This window comes from Actinoplanes sp. NPDC051475, from assembly GCF_040689425.1.
GTDB lineage: Bacteria > Actinomycetota > Actinomycetes > Mycobacteriales > Micromonosporaceae > Actinoplanes.
The window spans coordinates 135,080-151,438 of the sequence record NZ_JBFAZZ010000006.1 but is presented as its reverse complement, the minus strand read 5'-3'; the positions used below and the strand labels follow the sequence as shown (position 1 = coordinate 151,438).

Annotated in this window: 12 protein-coding genes and 1 pseudogene; 10 read left to right on the top strand and 3 right to left on the bottom strand. The window is 72.1% G+C overall.

What is annotated here, in order from left to right:
• Positions 1 to 32: 32 nt before the first annotated feature.
• On the top strand, positions 33 to 596 hold the full coding sequence (locus AB0368_RS14535; RefSeq protein WP_366154331.1) for an adenine phosphoribosyltransferase: 564 nt from the start codon (positions 33 to 35) through the stop codon (positions 594 to 596).
• A gap of 117 nt (positions 597 to 713) precedes the next feature.
• A complete protein-coding gene (locus AB0368_RS14530) occupies positions 714 to 3,281 on the top strand; it encodes a RelA/SpoT family protein (RefSeq protein ID WP_366154330.1) in 2,568 nt (855 codons plus the stop codon).
• A 57-nt stretch (positions 3,282 to 3,338) separates the two neighbouring features.
• Here AB0368_RS14530 and AB0368_RS14525 read toward each other — a convergent pair whose 3' ends face one another.
• Both AB0368_RS14525 and AB0368_RS14520 read right to left on the bottom strand, forming a co-directional pair.
• Positions 3,339 to 4,172, bottom strand: a complete 834-nt coding sequence (locus AB0368_RS14525) for a peptidylprolyl isomerase (protein ID WP_366154329.1) — start codon at positions 4,170 to 4,172, stop codon at positions 3,339 to 3,341.
• A gap of 69 nt (positions 4,173 to 4,241) precedes the next feature.
• Entirely contained in the window at positions 4,242 to 5,150 is a 909-nt protein-coding gene (locus AB0368_RS14520; RefSeq protein ID WP_366154328.1) for a peptidylprolyl isomerase, read from the bottom strand.
• Between the two features lie 164 nt (positions 5,151 to 5,314).
• Here AB0368_RS14520 and AB0368_RS14515 point away from each other — a divergent pair, with 164 nt between their 5' ends.
• Together AB0368_RS14515 and hisS are read left to right on the top strand one after the other, a co-directional pair.
• On the top strand, positions 5,315 to 6,013 hold the full coding sequence (locus AB0368_RS14515) for an MBL fold metallo-hydrolase (protein ID WP_366154327.1): 699 nt from the start codon (positions 5,315 to 5,317) through the stop codon (positions 6,011 to 6,013).
• Positions 6,014 to 6,036: 23 nt separating this feature from the next.
• Positions 6,037 to 7,371 (top strand): histidine--tRNA ligase, encoded by a 1,335-nt coding sequence (hisS, locus tag AB0368_RS14510; RefSeq protein WP_366154326.1) that lies wholly within the window; start codon positions 6,037 to 6,039, stop codon positions 7,369 to 7,371.
• 7 nt (positions 7,372 to 7,378) lie between these two features.
• On the opposite strand, the gene AB0368_RS14505 is transcribed toward hisS, so the two are convergent.
• The gene (locus AB0368_RS14505) at positions 7,379 to 7,891 is read right to left on the bottom strand and encodes a PaaI family thioesterase (protein ID WP_366154325.1); all 513 of its coding nucleotides are present in this window, start codon (positions 7,889 to 7,891) and stop codon (positions 7,379 to 7,381) included.
• A 57-nt stretch (positions 7,892 to 7,948) separates the two neighbouring features.
• Here AB0368_RS14505 and AB0368_RS14500 point away from each other — a divergent pair, with 57 nt between their 5' ends.
• The 6 genes and pseudogenes from AB0368_RS14500 to AB0368_RS14475 all read left to right on the top strand — a co-directional run bounded on the left by AB0368_RS14500 (position 7,949) and on the right by AB0368_RS14475 (position 16,000).
• Entirely contained in the window at positions 7,949 to 8,434 is a 486-nt protein-coding gene (locus AB0368_RS14500) for a helix-turn-helix domain-containing protein (RefSeq protein WP_366154324.1), read from the top strand.
• A 218-nt stretch (positions 8,435 to 8,652) separates the two neighbouring features.
• Positions 8,653 to 9,471: a cyanophycinase gene (locus AB0368_RS14495; RefSeq protein ID WP_366154323.1), complete on the top strand. Its 819-nt coding sequence runs from the start codon at positions 8,653 to 8,655 to the stop codon at positions 9,469 to 9,471.
• Positions 9,468 to 12,206, top strand: a complete 2,739-nt coding sequence (gene cphA / locus AB0368_RS14490) for a cyanophycin synthetase (protein ID WP_366154322.1) — start codon at positions 9,468 to 9,470, stop codon at positions 12,204 to 12,206. Before AB0368_RS14495 ends, cphA begins: the two co-directional genes overlap by 4 nt.
• Positions 12,207 to 12,769: 563 nt before the next feature.
• Positions 12,770 to 13,714 (top strand): annotated as a pseudogene (locus AB0368_RS14485) (serine/threonine-protein kinase); the annotation flags it as partial.
• Between the two features lie 843 nt (positions 13,715 to 14,557).
• The gene (locus tag AB0368_RS14480; RefSeq protein WP_366154583.1) at positions 14,558 to 15,361 is read left to right on the top strand and encodes a cellulose binding domain-containing protein; all 804 of its coding nucleotides are present in this window, start codon (positions 14,558 to 14,560) and stop codon (positions 15,359 to 15,361) included.
• 381 nt (positions 15,362 to 15,742) lie between these two features.
• Complete coding sequence (locus AB0368_RS14475; protein WP_366154321.1) at positions 15,743 to 16,000, top strand: hypothetical protein; 258 nt, start codon at positions 15,743 to 15,745, stop codon at positions 15,998 to 16,000.
• Positions 16,001 to 16,359 lie beyond the last annotated feature (359 nt).

Here is a 16,359-nt window from a genome sequence, read left to right as displayed (position 1 = left end):
CCGTGTCCGGGGCCTGTCCTAGGCTGTGCCGCGTGACGGATACTGCTGCACAGGTACGCGGGGACAGCGGCCCCGAGGTCGCCGCGCTGGTCGCCGCTCAGGTCCTGGACGTGCCCGACTTCCCGAAGCCCGGCATCGTCTTCAAGGACCTGACGCCGCTGTTCGCCGACGGGCGGGCGTTCCGCGAGGTCGTCGACGGGATCGTGGCCCACTACGGCGCGGACTCGTTCGACGTCGTGGCCGGCATCGAGGCGCGCGGGTTCGTGCTCGCCGCGGCCATCGCGTACGCGACCGGCACGGGTGTGGTGCCGATCCGCAAGGCCGGCAAGCTGCCCCGGGACACGTTCTCTGCCTCGTACGCGCTCGAGTACGGCGAGGCGACCCTGGAGGTGCACCGCGACGCGTTCGGCGCCGGGCAGCGGGTGCTGGTGGTCGATGACGTGCTCGCCACCGGGGGGACCGCCGGGGCGGCTTTGGACCTCGTCGAACGGGCAGGTGGCACGATCTCCGGCTTCACGGTGGTCATGGAGCTGGGGTTCCTGGAGGGGCGGAAGCGCCTGATGTCGCGTACGGTGCATGCCCTGCTGACCGTTTGATACCTTTCGTCCGCCCTGGCGGAAGTCTTTCGGACTCTCGGGCCGGGCCATCGGGGAACCCCAGGCGGGTAGGATGGCGTTTCCAGTCAGGTGAGCAGTAGCGACGTGAGGAGGCCGGTGTCCAGCGACGTCGCCCCTCCGACGGAGGGCACGGTGCAGCCGACCGACGCGACCAGGGCTTCCACGCCGCCGAGCGACTCGGCGACGGCGGCCAAGCCCGACGCAGCTTCACCGGTCAAGCCCGGCGCGGCCCCTGCCGACGGGGTGGCCGCGGGTGAGAAGCCGTCCCGTGCCCCGACAGCGAGCCCGAAGGACGCTCCGGCGGCCGGCGGGAAAGAGCAGGGCGACGGTGCGGCGCCCCCGGCCGACGCCGAGGCGACCCAACCGCTGGCGCCCGGCGACGACACCGCCGGCGGGTTCGGCCTGGCCAGCGCCCCGACCGGCCGCCGCGTGCGGGCCCGCCTGGCGCGGTTCAACGCGCCGTGGCAGAGCACCCAGGTCAGCGAGGTGCTCGAGCCGCTGATCGCCACGCACCGGGCCAGCCACCCCAAGGCCGACGGGCGGGCGTTGCAGCGTGCCTTCGACGTGGCCGCGCGCTGGCACTCGGGGCAGTACCGCAAGTCCGGCGACCCGTACATCACCCATCCGCTCGCGGTCGCGACGATCCTGGCGAACCTGGGGATGGACACCACCACGCTGGTGGCCGCGCTGCTGCACGACACCATCGAGGACACCGACTACGGCCTGGACCAGATGCGCGCCGACTTCGGCGGCGAGGTCGCACTCCTCGTCGACGGCGTGACGAAGCTCGACCGGGTCAAGCTCGGCGACGCCGCCAAGGCCGAGACGATCCGCAAGATGGTCGTCGCGATGGCCAAGGACCCGCGGGTGCTGGTCATCAAGCTGGCGGACCGGCTGCACAACATGCGCACCCTGACCTTCCTGCCCCGCCCCAAGCAGGAGCAGAAGGCCAAGGAGACGCTGGAGATTCTCGCGCCGCTGGCCCACCGCCTCGGTATGAACACGATCAAGTGGGAGCTCGAGGACCTGGCCTTCGGCACGCTGTTCCCGAAGCGGTTCGAGGAGATCAACCGGCTGATCGGCGAGCACCAGCCGCAGCGGGAGGCGCTGCTGCGGCAGGTGACCAACCGGGTGAGCCTCGACCTCAAGTCGGCGAAGATCAAGGCCGAGACCACCGGGCGGCCCAAGCACCTGTATTCGATCTACCAGAAGATGATCGTGCGGGGCCGCGACTTCAACGACATCTACGACCTGGTCGGCGTGCGGATCCTGGTCGACACGGTCCGCGACTGCTACGCGGCGCTGGGGGTGATCCACGCCAACTGGCAGCCTGTGCCGGGCCGGTTCAAGGACTACATCGCGATGCCGAAGTTCAACATGTACCAGTCGTTGCACACGACGGTCATCGGCCCGACCGGCAAGCCGGTCGAGATGCAGATCCGGACCTTCGCCATGCACCGCACGGCGGAGTTCGGCATCGCCGCGCACTGGAAGTACAAGGAGCAGAAGGGCGCCACGATCGTGGGGCCGCCGGCGCACATCGACGAGATGACGTGGCTGCGCCAGCTGCTCGACTGGCAGCGTGAGGCGAGCGACCCCAGCGAGTTCCTGGACGCGCTGCGCTTCGACCTGTCCAGCCAGGAGGTGTACGTCTTCACGCCCAAGGGCGACGTCATCCCGCTGCCGACCGGTTCGACGCCGGTGGACTTCGCGTACGCGGTGCACACCGAGGTGGGCCACAAGACGATCGGCGCACGAGTCAACGGCAAACTGGTGCCGCTGGAGTCGACGCTGTCCAACGGCGACGTCATCGAGATCTTCACGTCGAAGTCCGCGACGGCCGGCCCGACGCAGGACTGGCTCGGCTTCGTCAAGAGCCCGCGGGCGCGGACGAAGATCCGCCAGTACTTCAACAAGGAGCGCCGCGAGGAGGCGATCGAGGCCGGCAAGGAGGCGATCGTCAAGGCGATGCGCAAGCAGGGCCTGCCCCTGCAGCGCATGCTGACCAGCGACAACCTCACGACCATCGCCCGCGACCTGCACCTGGCCGACGTCTCCTCGCTGTACGCGGCCGTCGGCGAGAGCACCGTCTCGGCGCAGTCGGTCGTGCAGAAGCTCGTCGCCGGCTTCGGCGGCGAGGAGGGCGCGGTCGAGGACATCGCCGAGACCGCCGTCGCGACCCGCCCGCCGCGCAACCGCAGCACCGCCAACGATCCCGGTGTCGTCGTCAAGGACGTCAGCGACGTGTGGGTGAAGCTCGCCCGCTGCTGCACCCCGGTGCCGGGCGACGCGGTGTTCGGGTTCGTCACCCGCTCCGGCGGGGTGAGCGTGCACCGCGAGGACTGCGCCAACGCCGAGGACCTGCGCGAGCAGAGCGAACGCGTGGTGGAGGTGAGCTGGAAGCCGACCTCGGCGTCGACGTTCCTGGTGGCGATCCAGGTGGAGGCGCTCGACCGGCACAAGCTGCTGGCGGACGTGACCCGGGTGCTCTCCGAGGAGCGGGTCAACATCCTGTCGGCGACGGTCACGACGACGCGGGACCGGGTCGCGGTCAGCCGCTTCACGTTCGAGATGGCCGACCCGAAGCACCTGGGACACCTGGTGGCCGCCGTGCGCAAGGTGGACGGCGTCTTCGACGCCTACCGGGTGACGTCGGGCGCCTGAGGAGACGAAAAGAAGGGCGGACCCGCGAGGGCCCGCCCTTCTCCTTGTTCCAGGTGACTAGGCCGCGGCCATCGTCAGCGTCTTGATGTCGACTTCCTTCTTCGGGTGGCCGTCGCCCTTGCCGTTGGCGTTGTCACTGCCCGCCTTGGCCACACCGTCCACGATGTCCAGACCCTTGGTGATCGTGCCCAGCACCGTGTAGTCCGCGGGGAGGTCGGTGTCCGCGTACACGATGAAGAACTGGCTGCCCGTGGTGCTGGGAGCCTGCGTCTTGGCCATCGCGATCGTGCCCTTGGGGTAGGTCGGCTTCGCGTTGGTCGGGAGGTTCTCCTCCGGGTACTTGAAGTTCGGGCCGCCCTGACCGTCGGTGTCGCGGTAGCCCTTGCCCGACGCCGAGGGGTCGCCGCACTGCAGCACCTTGATGCTCTCGGTGGTGAGCCGGTGGCACTTGGTGTTGTCCCAGAACTTCTTGCCGGCCAGGTAGGTGAAGGCCGCACCGGTGCAGGGGGCCTTCGAGAGGTCCACCGTCGCCGTGATGGCGCCCAGGTTGGTGTCCATGGTCAGCGTGCTCTTGCCGGTGTTCGGCACGTTGTTCGGGGGCAGGCCGCCGGTGTCCTTGATCTTGCCGCCGCTGCTGCCGTCCTCCGGGATCCAGTTGCACGCCACGGTGCCGGCCGGCGGCGGGGCGGCGGCCGGGGTGCCCTTGTCGTCGTCGTTGCCGAGGGCGGCCACGATCCAGACCGCCGCGCCGGCGATCACCACGACTGCGAGGGCCGAGCCGATGATGGCCTGGCGCTGCCGGCGCTTCTTCGCGGCGGCGGCCCGCTCGGCCATCTCCTTCTCCAGGCGGGCCCGCGCCGCAGCGCGCTGCCGGTCCTTGATCGTCGACACGGTGTTCCTCCTGATATGCCTGCGTGCGGTGAGGGGCTGCGGTCGGGTGGGATGCTGCTGAAGGAAAGCTCAGGACTGGCTGGACGCCGAGGGTGCGGCGGACGATGCCGCGGCCGGCGGGGTCGTGGTGGGGACGGTGCCGGGCGCGCCGACGGTGATGCTCCGGACGGTGATCTTGTCCTTGGGCTTCACCTTGTCGCCCGCGTCGTTGGCCACGGTCGCGATCTTGCCGATCGCCGCCACCGTGTCCATGCCGCCGGTGACCTTGCCGACGATCGGGTACTCCGGCTCACCCTTGGGCGTGAAGTCCTTGAAGAAGATGAGGAACTGGCTGCCGTTGGTGCCGGGCGGGTCGCCGATGAGGGCCACCGTGCCCTTCGGGTACAGCGGGGCGGCCGTGGGCGCCTTGGCCGGCGCGGACGAGGCACTGGGCGTCGGCTCCGGGGCCGGCGGCACGTTCTCGTTGTAGACGCTGTACGTCGGGCCGCCCTGCCCCGTACCGCTGGGGTCGCCGCAGCGGATCGCGCCCTCGGTCGTGATCTCGTGGCAGGTGGTGTTGTCGTAGAACTGCTTGCCCGCGAGGTAGGACAGGTCGGCGGCGCTGCACGGCGCGCTCACCAGGTCGAGGGCCACCACGATGGGCGCGCCCTTGTCGGTGGTGATCGTCATCGGCCGGGTGCCCTCGGTGGGGATGCCGGAGGTGGGCGGCTCGCCGACGTCCTTGAGGCTCTTGTTGCTCTCGGCGTTCTGCGTCGTCCACGCGCAGACGTCGGAGTCCGCGGCGTCCGTCTTCGTGTCGTCGCTGTCGAACGCGCCGCCGAGCCAGGCTATGCCGCCCACGATGAGGATCAGGGCGACGGCCGCGCCGAGACCGGCCTGGATCTGCCTCCGCCTGCGTTCCCTGACGGCCCGCCGGGCCAACTGGCGATCAAGCTTCTCCCGCGCCAGTTTCCGCGCCCGATCCTTGCTGGAGACCACCTAGGGCTTCCTTCCTCACCTTGCGCACTCCGTGCGCCACGCCACACGCCCGCAAGAGTGTACGGGTAGCGCCTGAGAAAGTGGTGTGCGAGGTTGCGTGCCGGTGTGTACGGTGCGTCCGGCTAGGCTTTCGGGGGGATGCGACAGCTAGAGAGGGGTGCGGAGTGCTCGTCACCGGCTTTCCGGCCGATGCCTTCGGCACCAACTGCTACGTCGTGGCCGCGGGCCCGGGGGAGCAGTGTGTGGTGGTCGATCCGGGCGTCGGCGTGCTGAACCGGCTCGACGAAGTGCTCGCGCAGCACCGGCTGCACCCGGCCGCGGTGCTGCTGACCCACGGCCACCTCGACCACACGTTCTCCGTCGCGCCGGTCTGTGGCGCCCGCGGCATCACCGCGTACGTGCACCCCGCGGACCGTGAGCTGCTCGCCGACCCGGGCAAGGGCCTGGGGGTGAGCCTGGACGAGCTGTTCGGCGGCCGGTTCACCTACTCCGAGCCGGAGGACGTCGCGGAGCTCACCGACGGTTCCACGCTGAGCCTTGCCGGACTGGAGATCACCGTCGACCATGCGCCCGGCCATACCGGCGGGTCGGTGCTGTTCCGGCTGCCCGGCGCGGGCACGTCGTGGGAGGCGGACCAGATCTGCCTCTCCGGCGACGTTCTCTTCGCCGGCTCCATCGGACGCACCGACCTGCCGGGCGGCAGCACCGAGACGATGCTGACCAGCCTGCGGGAGAAGATCCTGCCGCTGGCCGACGACACCGTCGTGCTGCCCGGCCACGGACCCGAGACGACGATCGGCCGCGAGCGCTCGGTCAACCCGTACCTGCGGGAGCTGACCGGAGCGCCCAGCCGAGGCCTCTAGACCTCGCTAGGAGAACCAGCACCATGAGCAAGCCCACGCCCATCTCCGGTTTCCCGGAGTGGCTGCCCGCCCAGCGGATGATCGAGCAGAACGTCATCGAGAAGATCCGCGCCACCTTCGAGCTGTACGGCTTCGCGCCGCTCGAGACCCGCGCCGTCGAGCCGATGGACCAGTTGCTGCGCAAGGGTGAGACCTCCAAGGAGGTGTACGTCCTGCGCCGCCTCCAGGAGGACCCGGCCTCGGGGGGCGGCGACGACGCCCTCGGCCTGCACTTCGACCTGACCGTGCCGTTCGCCCGCTTCGTGCTGGAGAACAGCGGCAAGCTCCAGTTCCCGTTCCGGCGCTACCAGATCCAGAAGGTCTGGCGCGGCGAACGCCCGCAGGAGGGCCGCTACCGGGAGTTCCTGCAGGCCGACATCGACGTGGTCGACCGGGACACGCTGCCGTTCCACTACGACACCGAGATGCCCCTGGTCATCGGGGACGCGTTCCGGTCGCTGCCGATCCCGCCGGCCACGATCCTGGTCAACAACCGCAAGGTGTGCGAGGGCTTCTACCGCGGGCTCGGCCTGGAGGATCCGGACCAGGTTCTGCGTACCGTGGACCGGCTCGACAAGATCGGCCCGGAGAAGGTCGCCGCCCTGCTGGTGGAGACGGCAGGCGCGACCGACGCCCAGGCCGCGGCATGCCTGAAGCTGGCGGAGATCTCGGCGGAGGACGCGTCCTTCGTGGACGCCGTGCGCGCGCTGGGGGTCGACAACCCGCTGCTCGACGAGGGCCTGGACGAGTTGGTCCGGGTCGTCGACACCGCCGCGGAGCACGCCCCCGGGCTGATCCGGGCCGAGCTGAAGATCGCCCGCGGGCTCGACTACTACACCGGCACCGTCTACGAGACCCAGCTGCGCGGGTACGAGCGCTTCGGCTCGATCTGCTCCGGCGGCCGGTACGAGAACCTGGCGTCCGCGGGCAACGAGCGCTTCCCCGGCGTGGGTATCTCGATCGGCGTGTCCCGGATGCTCGGCCTGCTGTTCGGGCACAACGCGCTCACCGTCTCGCGCAGTGTGCCGACGTGCGTGGTGGTCGCACTGCCCAATGAGGACCTGCGCGACCGGTGTGACCGGATCGCCCAGGCGTTGCGGGCGCGCCGGATCAGCACCGAGGTCGCGCCCTCGGCGGCCAAGTTCGGCAAGCAGATCCGCTTCGCCGAGCGGCGCGGGATCCCGTACGTGTGGTTCCCCGGCGCGGACGGCGAGCCGGACACCATCAAGGACATCCGCTCGGGCGAGCAGGTCGAGGCGGACGCCGCGACCTGGGCCCCGCCGGCGGACGACCTGCACCCGATGATCGCCGCGGGTTAGCCGCGCCTCACGCGCCCGGCACCTCGAAGATCATGCAGCTCGAGGTGGCGTGCGCGACGAGCCGGCCGGCGCTGTCCGTCATCCGGGCCTCGGCCAGCGCCGTACGCCGGCCGCGCTGCAGCACCGAGCCGGTGGTCTTGAGGCGGCCGGACGCCACCGTCACCGGGCGCAGGAACTTCACGGTGAGGTCGAGGCTGGTGTAGCCGACCCCGGCAGGCAGCGTCGAGTGCACGGAGCAGGCGGCGGCGGTGTCCAGCAGCGTGGAGATCACGCCGCCGTGCACGGTGCCGAGCGGGTTGTAGTGGAACTCCTGCGGCTCGAGGTAGACCGTGACGCTGCCCTCGGTCACGTCCATGCCGACCATGTCGATCAGGTGCATGACCGGGGGAGCGGGCAGTTCGCCGGCGGCCATGGCGCTCAGCAGCTCGAGGCCGGAGCGGCGGCCGAGCTGACTCGCGTGCTGAGCCGGGTCGGTCCACTCGATGGTGCGCGATCGGGCCGGACTCTGAGTCTGCGTCATGGACGCAGGCTTTCACCCGCTTGCTGTGTCTGTCAATGAGACCTAGCCTCTGTGGTTATGACCCCCACCACAGTGCGCCCCGAGGCCCTGGACTGGTCCATCGAGACCTGCACGATCGGCCGTTCCATGGAGGTGCTCGGCGAGAAATGGACCTTCGTCGTGCTGCGGGAGGTGTTCAACGGCGTACGGCGCTTCGCCGACATGCGCGAGCGCACCGGCATCCCCCGGCAGGTGCTGACCAACCGGCTGGCCTCGCTCGTCTCCCACGGCGTGCTGCGCCGCGAGCCGTACCAGGAGCCCGGCGCCCGGGTACGCCACGAGTACCGCCTGACCGGCAAGGGCTTCGACCTCTACCCGGTGCTGGTCGCGCTGAAGGAGTGGGGTGACCGCTACCTCGCCGAGCCGGAGGGCCCGCCGCTGATGATGACCCACCGGGAGTGCGGCGCGGAGATCCACATCGAGCTGCGTTGCGCGGACGGCCACCCCGTGGCGGAGTACCGCGACGTCGTCCCACGCCCCGGCCCCGGAGCCCGCCGCCGCTGATTCGCCGGCCGCCAGCCACCTTCTTCCCGGCCGGGTTCGCGGAGAAGCCGACTCACCGGATTAGCCAGATGTTTCGGATTTGTTCCGTTTAACCTCATAGCTGAGCCGCTTCCCCGCAGCGCCTTCCCCGGTCCACGGCCGGCGACGGGCCGCCGCAACGCCCCCGGCGATCCTGCCGGCGACGGGTCCGTAGCAGCGGCGCCCGGAGGAGGTGCAGCGTGCCGGCCCGATTGCTGATCATCGGTGGCGCCGAGCGCCATGGCACCGGCGGGACGGCCATCCTGCACCGCTTCGTCGAGATGGCCGGCGGACCCGCGGCCGACATCGCGGTCATCGCGACGGCCAGCGGGGAGCCGGAGGTCCTGGAGGCCGAGTACGCGCGGCTCTTCACCGGCCTGGGCGCCGGAAAGGTCCGCGGGCTGCGGATCACGACCCGGGGCGAGGCCAACGACCCCGCCGTCGTGCCCGCCCTTGCGACCGCCACCGGGGTGTTCTTCACCGGCGGCGACCAGACGCGGCTCACCACCGTCCTCGGCGGCACCCTGACCGACTCGGCCCTGCAGCGGCTCGTGCAGGGCGGCGCCATCGTGCTCGGCGGCACCAGCGCCGGCGCCGCCATGATGTCCGGGACGATGATCCTCGGCGGCGCCGCCCCCGGCGTGACCCGGGCCGCGGTGCGGACCGGTCCCGGCCTCGAGTTCCTGCCCGGCGTGGTGATCGACATGCACTTCGCCGAGCGGGGCCGGCTCAACCGGCTGCTCACCGCCATCGCGCTCTACCCGCACGAGCTGGGTCTCGGCATCGACGAGGACACCGCGATCCTCGCCGCCGACGACCGCTTCGAGGTGCTCGGCTCGGGCGCGGTCACGGTCGTCGACGCCGGTGGTGCCAGCGACATCCGGGTGCCGGCCCAGGGTCCCATCGCGCTCACCGGCGCGCGCATCCACGTGCTTCCCGCGGGAAGCACCTTCGAACTGTCCAGTCGCCGCCCCTCGATCGCCGACGGGGCCTCCGGGGAACGGGGACCCGCACGATGAAGATTCTCAGCCTGCGTCACCTGCGCGGCCCCAACGTCCACCTGTCCCGGCCCGCGGTGGTCGCCCGGCTGCACCTCGACGACCTCACCGGGCGGGAGACCAGCGACATCGCGGGGTTCCCCGAGCGGCTGCTGCGGGCGCTGCCGGGGCTCGCCGAGCACCACTGCGCGGCCGGCGTCCCGGGCGGCTTCGTGAGCCGGATGCGCGGCGGCACCTACTTCGGGCACGTGACCGAGCACGTCATGATCGAGTTGTCGCAGCGGATCGGGCGGGACGTCAGCTTCGGGCGTACCGTATCGGCCGGGGAGCCCGGGATCTACGACCTGATCGTGGAGTGCCCCCGGGACGAGTCGCCGGAGTCGACCCTGCCCGGCAGGTTGCTGGAGGCGGCCGTCGAGCTGGTCACCAGGGTGGTCGCCAACGCGCCGGTCACCGCGGCCGAACTGCGGGAACGGCTGACCGTCCTGACCGAGCTGGCCGAGCGGGAGGCCACCGGCCCCAGCACCACGGCGATCATCACGGCGGCCCGGCGCCGCGGCATCCCGGTCGAACGGTACGGCGACCTGAGCCTGTTGCGTCTCGGCTGGGGCACCCGCCGCCGGCTGGCCTGGGCGGCGATGACCGACCGGACCGGCGGGGTGGGCATCGACATCGCCGCCGACAAGCAGGTCACCCGCCGGCTGCTGAACGACGCCGGCATCCCGGTCGCACCCGGCGGCGCGGCGCGCGGACCCGAGGAAGCCGTACGCCTGCTGGCCGAGCTGGGGGCGCCCGTCGTGGTCAAGCCGCGGTGCGGGCGCCAGGGCGAACACGTGGCGCTGAACCTGCGTACCCGTGCGGAGGTCGAGGCGGCCTGCGCGGCGGCCGGCGGCGACGTGGTCGTGGAACGGCAGCTGCCCGGGCGTGACTACCGGGTCCTGGTCGTGGCGGGTGAGGTGGTGGCCGTCGCCGAGCGGATCCCGGCGCACGTCGTCGGCGACGGCGAGAGCACGGTCGCGGAACTCGTGGCCCGCACGAACGCGGACCCGAGGCGCGGCGCGGGCCACTCCCGGGTGCTGACCCGGATCACCCTCGACGACCTCACCGACGCCGTGCTGGCCCGCCAGGACTGCACCCTCGACACCGTGCCGGCCGCCGGAAGCACGGTGTGGCTGCGGGACAACGCGAACCTCTCCTCCGGGGGCACCGGCCGCGACGTCACCGACCGCCTGCACCCCGACGTGGCGCGGCTCTGCCTGCGGGTCGCCGCGCTGGTCGGGCTCGACGTCGCCGGCATCGACCTGCGGCTGCCGGACATCGCGGCGCCGGTACCGCCCACCGGCGACCCCGACGAGATCACCGCCGGCGTCATCGAGGTGAACGCCGTGCCCGGGCTGCGGATGCATCTCGCGCCGGTCCAGGGCCGCTCGCGCGACGTGGGCGACGCGATCGTGCGCGCCATGTTCCCCGGGGGTTCCGACGGGCGCATCCCGGTCGCGGCCGTCACCGGGACCAACGGCAAGACGTCGGTGGCGCGGATGGCGGCGTACCTGCTCGCGGGCAGCGGCCTGCGGGTCGGGCTGACCACCACCGACGGGGTCTCGCTGGACGGCCGGACGGTCTACCGCGGCGACGCCACCGGACCGCGCTCGGCCCAGATGGTGCTCGGCGACCCGCTGGTTCAGGCGGCGGTCCTGGAGACCGCGCGCGGGGGCGCGCTGCGTCGCGGACTCGGGTACGACTGGAGCGACGTGGGCGTGGTCACCAACATCACCGCCGACCACCTCGGCCAGGACGGGCTGGAGTCGATCGAGGACATCGCGCACGTCAAGGCGCTGGTGGCCGAGCGCGTCCGGGACGGCGGCACGCTCGTGCTCAACGCCGACGACCCATGGGTGCGCAGCCTGGCCGAGCGACCCCGGGTACGCGCGGACCGCAAGCGCATCGTCTGGGTCGGCACCGACCCGCACCAGCCGGTGCTCGCGCATCACCTGGCTCGCGGCGGTGCGGCGTACCTGCTGCAGGACGGCTGGCTGGTGCAGGCGACCGGGGCCCGGCGTACGCCGTTGCTGCGGATCGCCGAGGTGCCCGGGACGTTCGGGGGCGCGGCGCCGTACGCGGCCGTCAACGCCCTCGCCGCCATCGCCACCGCCCGCGCGCTGGGCGCCCCGGCCGACACGGTGACCGAGCGCCTGCTGGACTTCGAGCCGCGGGTGCACAACCCCGGCCGGGGCACCGTACTGCGCCTCGGCGACGTCACGCTCTTCGTCGACTACGCGCACAACCCGGCGGCGCTCGCCGCGGTGCTGCGTACCCTCGAACGCCTCTATGGACGCGACCGCTGCGTCGCGGCGGTGACGCTGCCGGGCGACCGGCGCGACGATCTGCTCGCCGCGTCGGCGCAGGTGATCGCGGACGGCGTGACCCGGGCGGTGCTCTACGACGACGAGGACCTGCGCGACCGCGAACCCGGCGAGGTGCCGGCCCTGGTCGAGCGCGAGATGCGGGGCCGTCGGCCGAACCTGCGCGCGGTACGGGCGGACAATTACCGGACGGCCGTGGACGAGGCGCTGCGCATCGCCGCGCCGGGCGACGTAGTGCTCGTCCTCTACGAGAAGCTGGCCCCGATGCTGAGTCACCTCGAGGAGCTGGGCGCCGTAGCGGTCGGGACGCCGCCGGTCGGCGGTCTGCGGCCCGCGCCGGTCGCCCTGTCCGGCATCACGCGGCCCGGGGTCCTCGATGCGGCGGCCGGGTGATCGACGGGGAGTTCTCCGCAAGGCGGCCGGCGACCTGACCGAGCTGACCCGGTTTGTCCCACGTTCCGGTGAGCGTGACCAATAAAGCATGATCGTTGGCCCATATTCATCCGATCGGGCAGGGTGACGCAGGTCATTGCCTTTCGGCAAGGAACCCCGAGCACGGTGCGTGAGCAAGGCCCGCGAACGGTCCAATGTCACCGCAGCGTCATGCAAGAGCCACTGCACGTGCAGATTCCCTTGTAGATGCGCCCCCATCGGGGGATACCCGCAAGTTCCGACGAAAGCGGTCAATAACGGCGCCGACCGCCCACCACGATCATCTATTCGCCCGTGACCAGGGATTTCGCGCCCGCGCGCCGATGCACACCGCTGGCGCATGGTGCGAAACGGACGGTGACGAGCCGCAGGTCATCCACGCCCTCGATCAGTCGAGGCGGAGGCCGTATGTCGGCTACGATCCTCGCCGTCGATGGGGAACGCTCGGTCCGGACAGCGGACCGGGAACCGCCCCGGCGCCTGGACACATGGCGGTGTGCTCCCGGTGTTTCATCCGATCGCGCATGTGGGGGCACATGAGCACGACGGACCTGCCCGGTTCGAGTCTGCTGGCCGGTCGCTACCGACTGGTCGAGCGGCTCGGCGCCGGCGGCATGTCAGTGGTGTGGAGAGGCTTCGACGAGGTCCTCGGACGGCAGGTGGCGGTCAAGGTGCTGCCACCGTCGACGAGCGCCGACCCCTCCTTCCGGCGGCGCCTGCGAGCGGAGGCCCAGGCGGCCGCGCGGCTGAGCCACCCGCACATCACCAATGTGTACGACTACGGCGAGGCCACCACCGTCGACGGCGAGCCGGTCCCGTACGTCGTGATGGAGCTGGTCGACGGCGAGTCGCTGGCCGCCGTCCTGGCCCGCGCCCGGCGCCTGCCCTGGCCCGCGGCCGTACGCATCTGCTCCGAGGTCTCTGCGGCTCTTGCCGCCGCGCATGCCCGCGGCATCGTGCACCGCGACGTGACCCCGGCCAACGTCATGCTCACGCCGGCGGGCGCCAAGGTCGTGGACTTCGGCATCTCGGCCCTGATCGGCGAGAACGACATCGACCCGGACGGCAGCCTGCTCGGCACCCCGGCCTACCTCGCGCCGGAACGCCTCGAGGGCGGCCAGGTCAGCCCGGCCACCGACGTGTACGCGGTCGGCCTGCTGATCTACCGCACCCTCATCGGCCAGCTCCCGTGGGACGTCGGCACCACGACGGCGCTGCTGCGCGCCCACCAGTACACCGAGCCGGAGCCGATGCCGCCGGTCGAGGGCCTGCCGGCCGCCGTCTCGGCGCTGATCGCCCGGTGCCTGGAGAAGCGGCCGGCCGACCGCCCGTCCAGCGCCGAACTCGCCCACGTGCTGGGCACCGTGTCGGCCGGGGTGCCGGCGGCGCGCGCCTTCGTGCCGGACTGGGCGGACAACGGCGAGGACACCACGATCCTGCCGACGGCGCGGTCGTACACGGACGGCCTCGGCCGGCTCCGCCCGGGTCACGCCCGGGTCGCCGACTCCGGGCCGCCCGGCCGCGGCGTCGCGTCCGTCCCGGGCTCGGCTACCACCCCGCCGGCCGCCGGCCCCGCGGTCGCAGCCGGCCACGCGGCCGCCGGTGGCCTCGCGGCGGCGGGCGGACTCGCGGCTGCCGGTGGCCACGCGGTCGCCGGTGACTACGCTTCGGCGGCTGCTGCCGGCGGTGGCGTCGCCCGGCTGGCCGAGCTGTCACCGGACGGCGATGCCCCGGTCTCGCCTGCGCCCGGCAACCCGGCCCACCCGATCTCGGTCGGCGAGGTCGAAGCCGCGGTCGGTGCGCAGGGGCAGCCGGCCGCGAACAGCGCTCCCGTCACCCCGTTGGCGCCGCCGCAGCGCGGTGGCCGGAACAGCCGCTTCGGCCCGGTTCCGCCCGCGGCGCCGGCGCCTTCCGGCCCCGCCGCGCCCGGCGCCGGTGGTCGCGGCCCCGCTGGTGGTCGCGGCCCGGACGCCGTTCCCGCTGGTCATGGCCCGGCTGCCTTCGCCGGCGGCCATGGCCCGGGTGCCTTCGCCGGTGGTCATGGTCCGGGAGCCGGGGTCGACGGGCATGGCCCGGCCGACGCGGCCGGCTCGGGTGCCGACGGCCTCGCACTTCGCCCGGCGTTCGGCGCCGGTCCGGCCGGGTCTCCGGCGCGGGCCGACGAGGCCGGTGCGCCGCCGTCCCGCGCGGCCGGCGGACCCCCCACCCAGCGTCCTCCGGGTGCCCCGCCCGCCGGTGCGTCCCGGCCCAGTGGCCGGCCGGGCACGACGAAGCGCCGCGCTCTGATCATCGCCGCCGGCTCGGCCGCGCTGGTGGTCGGCGGCGGCGCCTGGGCGCTCGCCCAGAGCGACGGCTCCCCGCGTACGGTCGTGCCCAATGCCGTGGGTCCGCAGCCCACCCAGCTGGTGAGCGCCAACAAGTGCGTGGTCAGCTACGCGGTCTGGTCCGACGACGGCGGCCGGTTCAAGGCGGCCGTCACGATCGCCAATCGCGACATCAAGGCGGTCCGGAACTGGAAGCTCTGGTTCCTCATGCCGGGCGACCAGGTGGTCTCCGGCAACGGCAAGCTCAAGCTCGACCAGCGGGCCCGCGCCGTCACCGTGGACACCGGCAAGACGCTGAACCCGCAGGCGACCGAGACCATGCAGTTCACCGGTCGCTACAAGGCCAGCAACGCCGCCCCGATGGTGTTCCAGCTCGACGGGCAGACCTGCGAGACCTTCGTGTCGCCGAAGCCCGGCGAGCCGTCGCGGCCGGTCGAGCACCTGACCAACGGCACGTTGCGCCTGGGCCCGGTGCCGACCCGGGACACCCCGGTGCCCGGCATCTCCATCGACCCGAGCGGCGTGGTCGTGCCGGTGCCGGTCACCGGGGGTACGGGCAGCCCGCCCCCCGGCTCCCCGCCGCCGTCCGGGGTGCCCATCATCGACCCGCCGCCGGACACCGACGACCAGGACGATGACGACGCCCCGGCCCCCGAGCCCCCGACGACACCGGCGTCCTCCTCGTCGTCGCCTGCGCCCGTGGAGACTTCGGAGTCCACGTCGCCGCCGCCGATGGAGTCGCAGCCGGCGGACCCCGTGGATCATGACGATCCGCCCGGGGAATTCGGATAGGGATCCGAGAACGACGGACTGAACCGGCGCCGAATCCCGCGGATCAGGACGATCCTCCGTCAGAAATCGGATAGAACGCGCTTAACCGCCAGGCGGTCGACCGGAGTAGCGGTCGGCCGCCTGGCTGCGCGTTACAGTCGAAAAGGATGCCGGCAGGCATATTCGTTCCCGGTCGGGACGCGCTGCCCGGGACGGACGGGGCGGCCGCTGGAGACGCGCGGAGCCGAAAACGGTGAAAACCGTCTCGGCGTGCCTGCGGGCCGGCGTGGCACTCGCGAGGAAGATGGTTGATACCGGCCCGCAACCTGGGCGGGCCTGGACCGCACCGCCGCGAGCGTTAGCTGGATCTCGAGCAAGTCGTCGTACATCGGGGAGTCCGACATGATCAGCACCGTTCAGGAACTGGCTGCGGAGGCACTGTTCGTCTCCCATCTCCAGCCGTCCGAGTGCCCGAGCCGCAAGGCGGTGGAAGAGGCGGTCACCGCCATGATCCTGCGCCACGGCAGCGACGGGTGCGCGGCGGGCGTGGCGGAGGAGTTCGGTGACCACCCGGAGGTGGCGGTCCGCCGGATGCACTGGGTCCGCCAGGAGCTCCGTAACGTGATGGCGCCTCAGCGCAGGCCGCACTTCGCCAGCTGAGCTACAACCGGAAGCTTCAGGCCCGCTTTGAGGGCCGTCGGCGCCGGCAGTGAGCCCGCGCCAGGCAAGGCCGTCGTTGGCCCGGCCGCACGACGCGACCGCTGTGGGCGAGCCGCACGACGCGACCGCTGTGGGCGAGGCCTGCGCGCATGAACGCTGCGGGCGAGAACCGGTCATGAAATCGCCTCGGGCGAGGTTTGCGCCCTCAACACCGCGGGCACTTTGACCGTATTGTGCCGGGACTGCCCGGCAATCGGCTCGCACCGCCGGGGCCGGCGCCCGGGGACTCGTAAGGGCCCGCCGGGACGCCTCCGGCGGTCGAGGTTCGAAGCGCCGCTGCTCGACGCCGGCCCAGACCG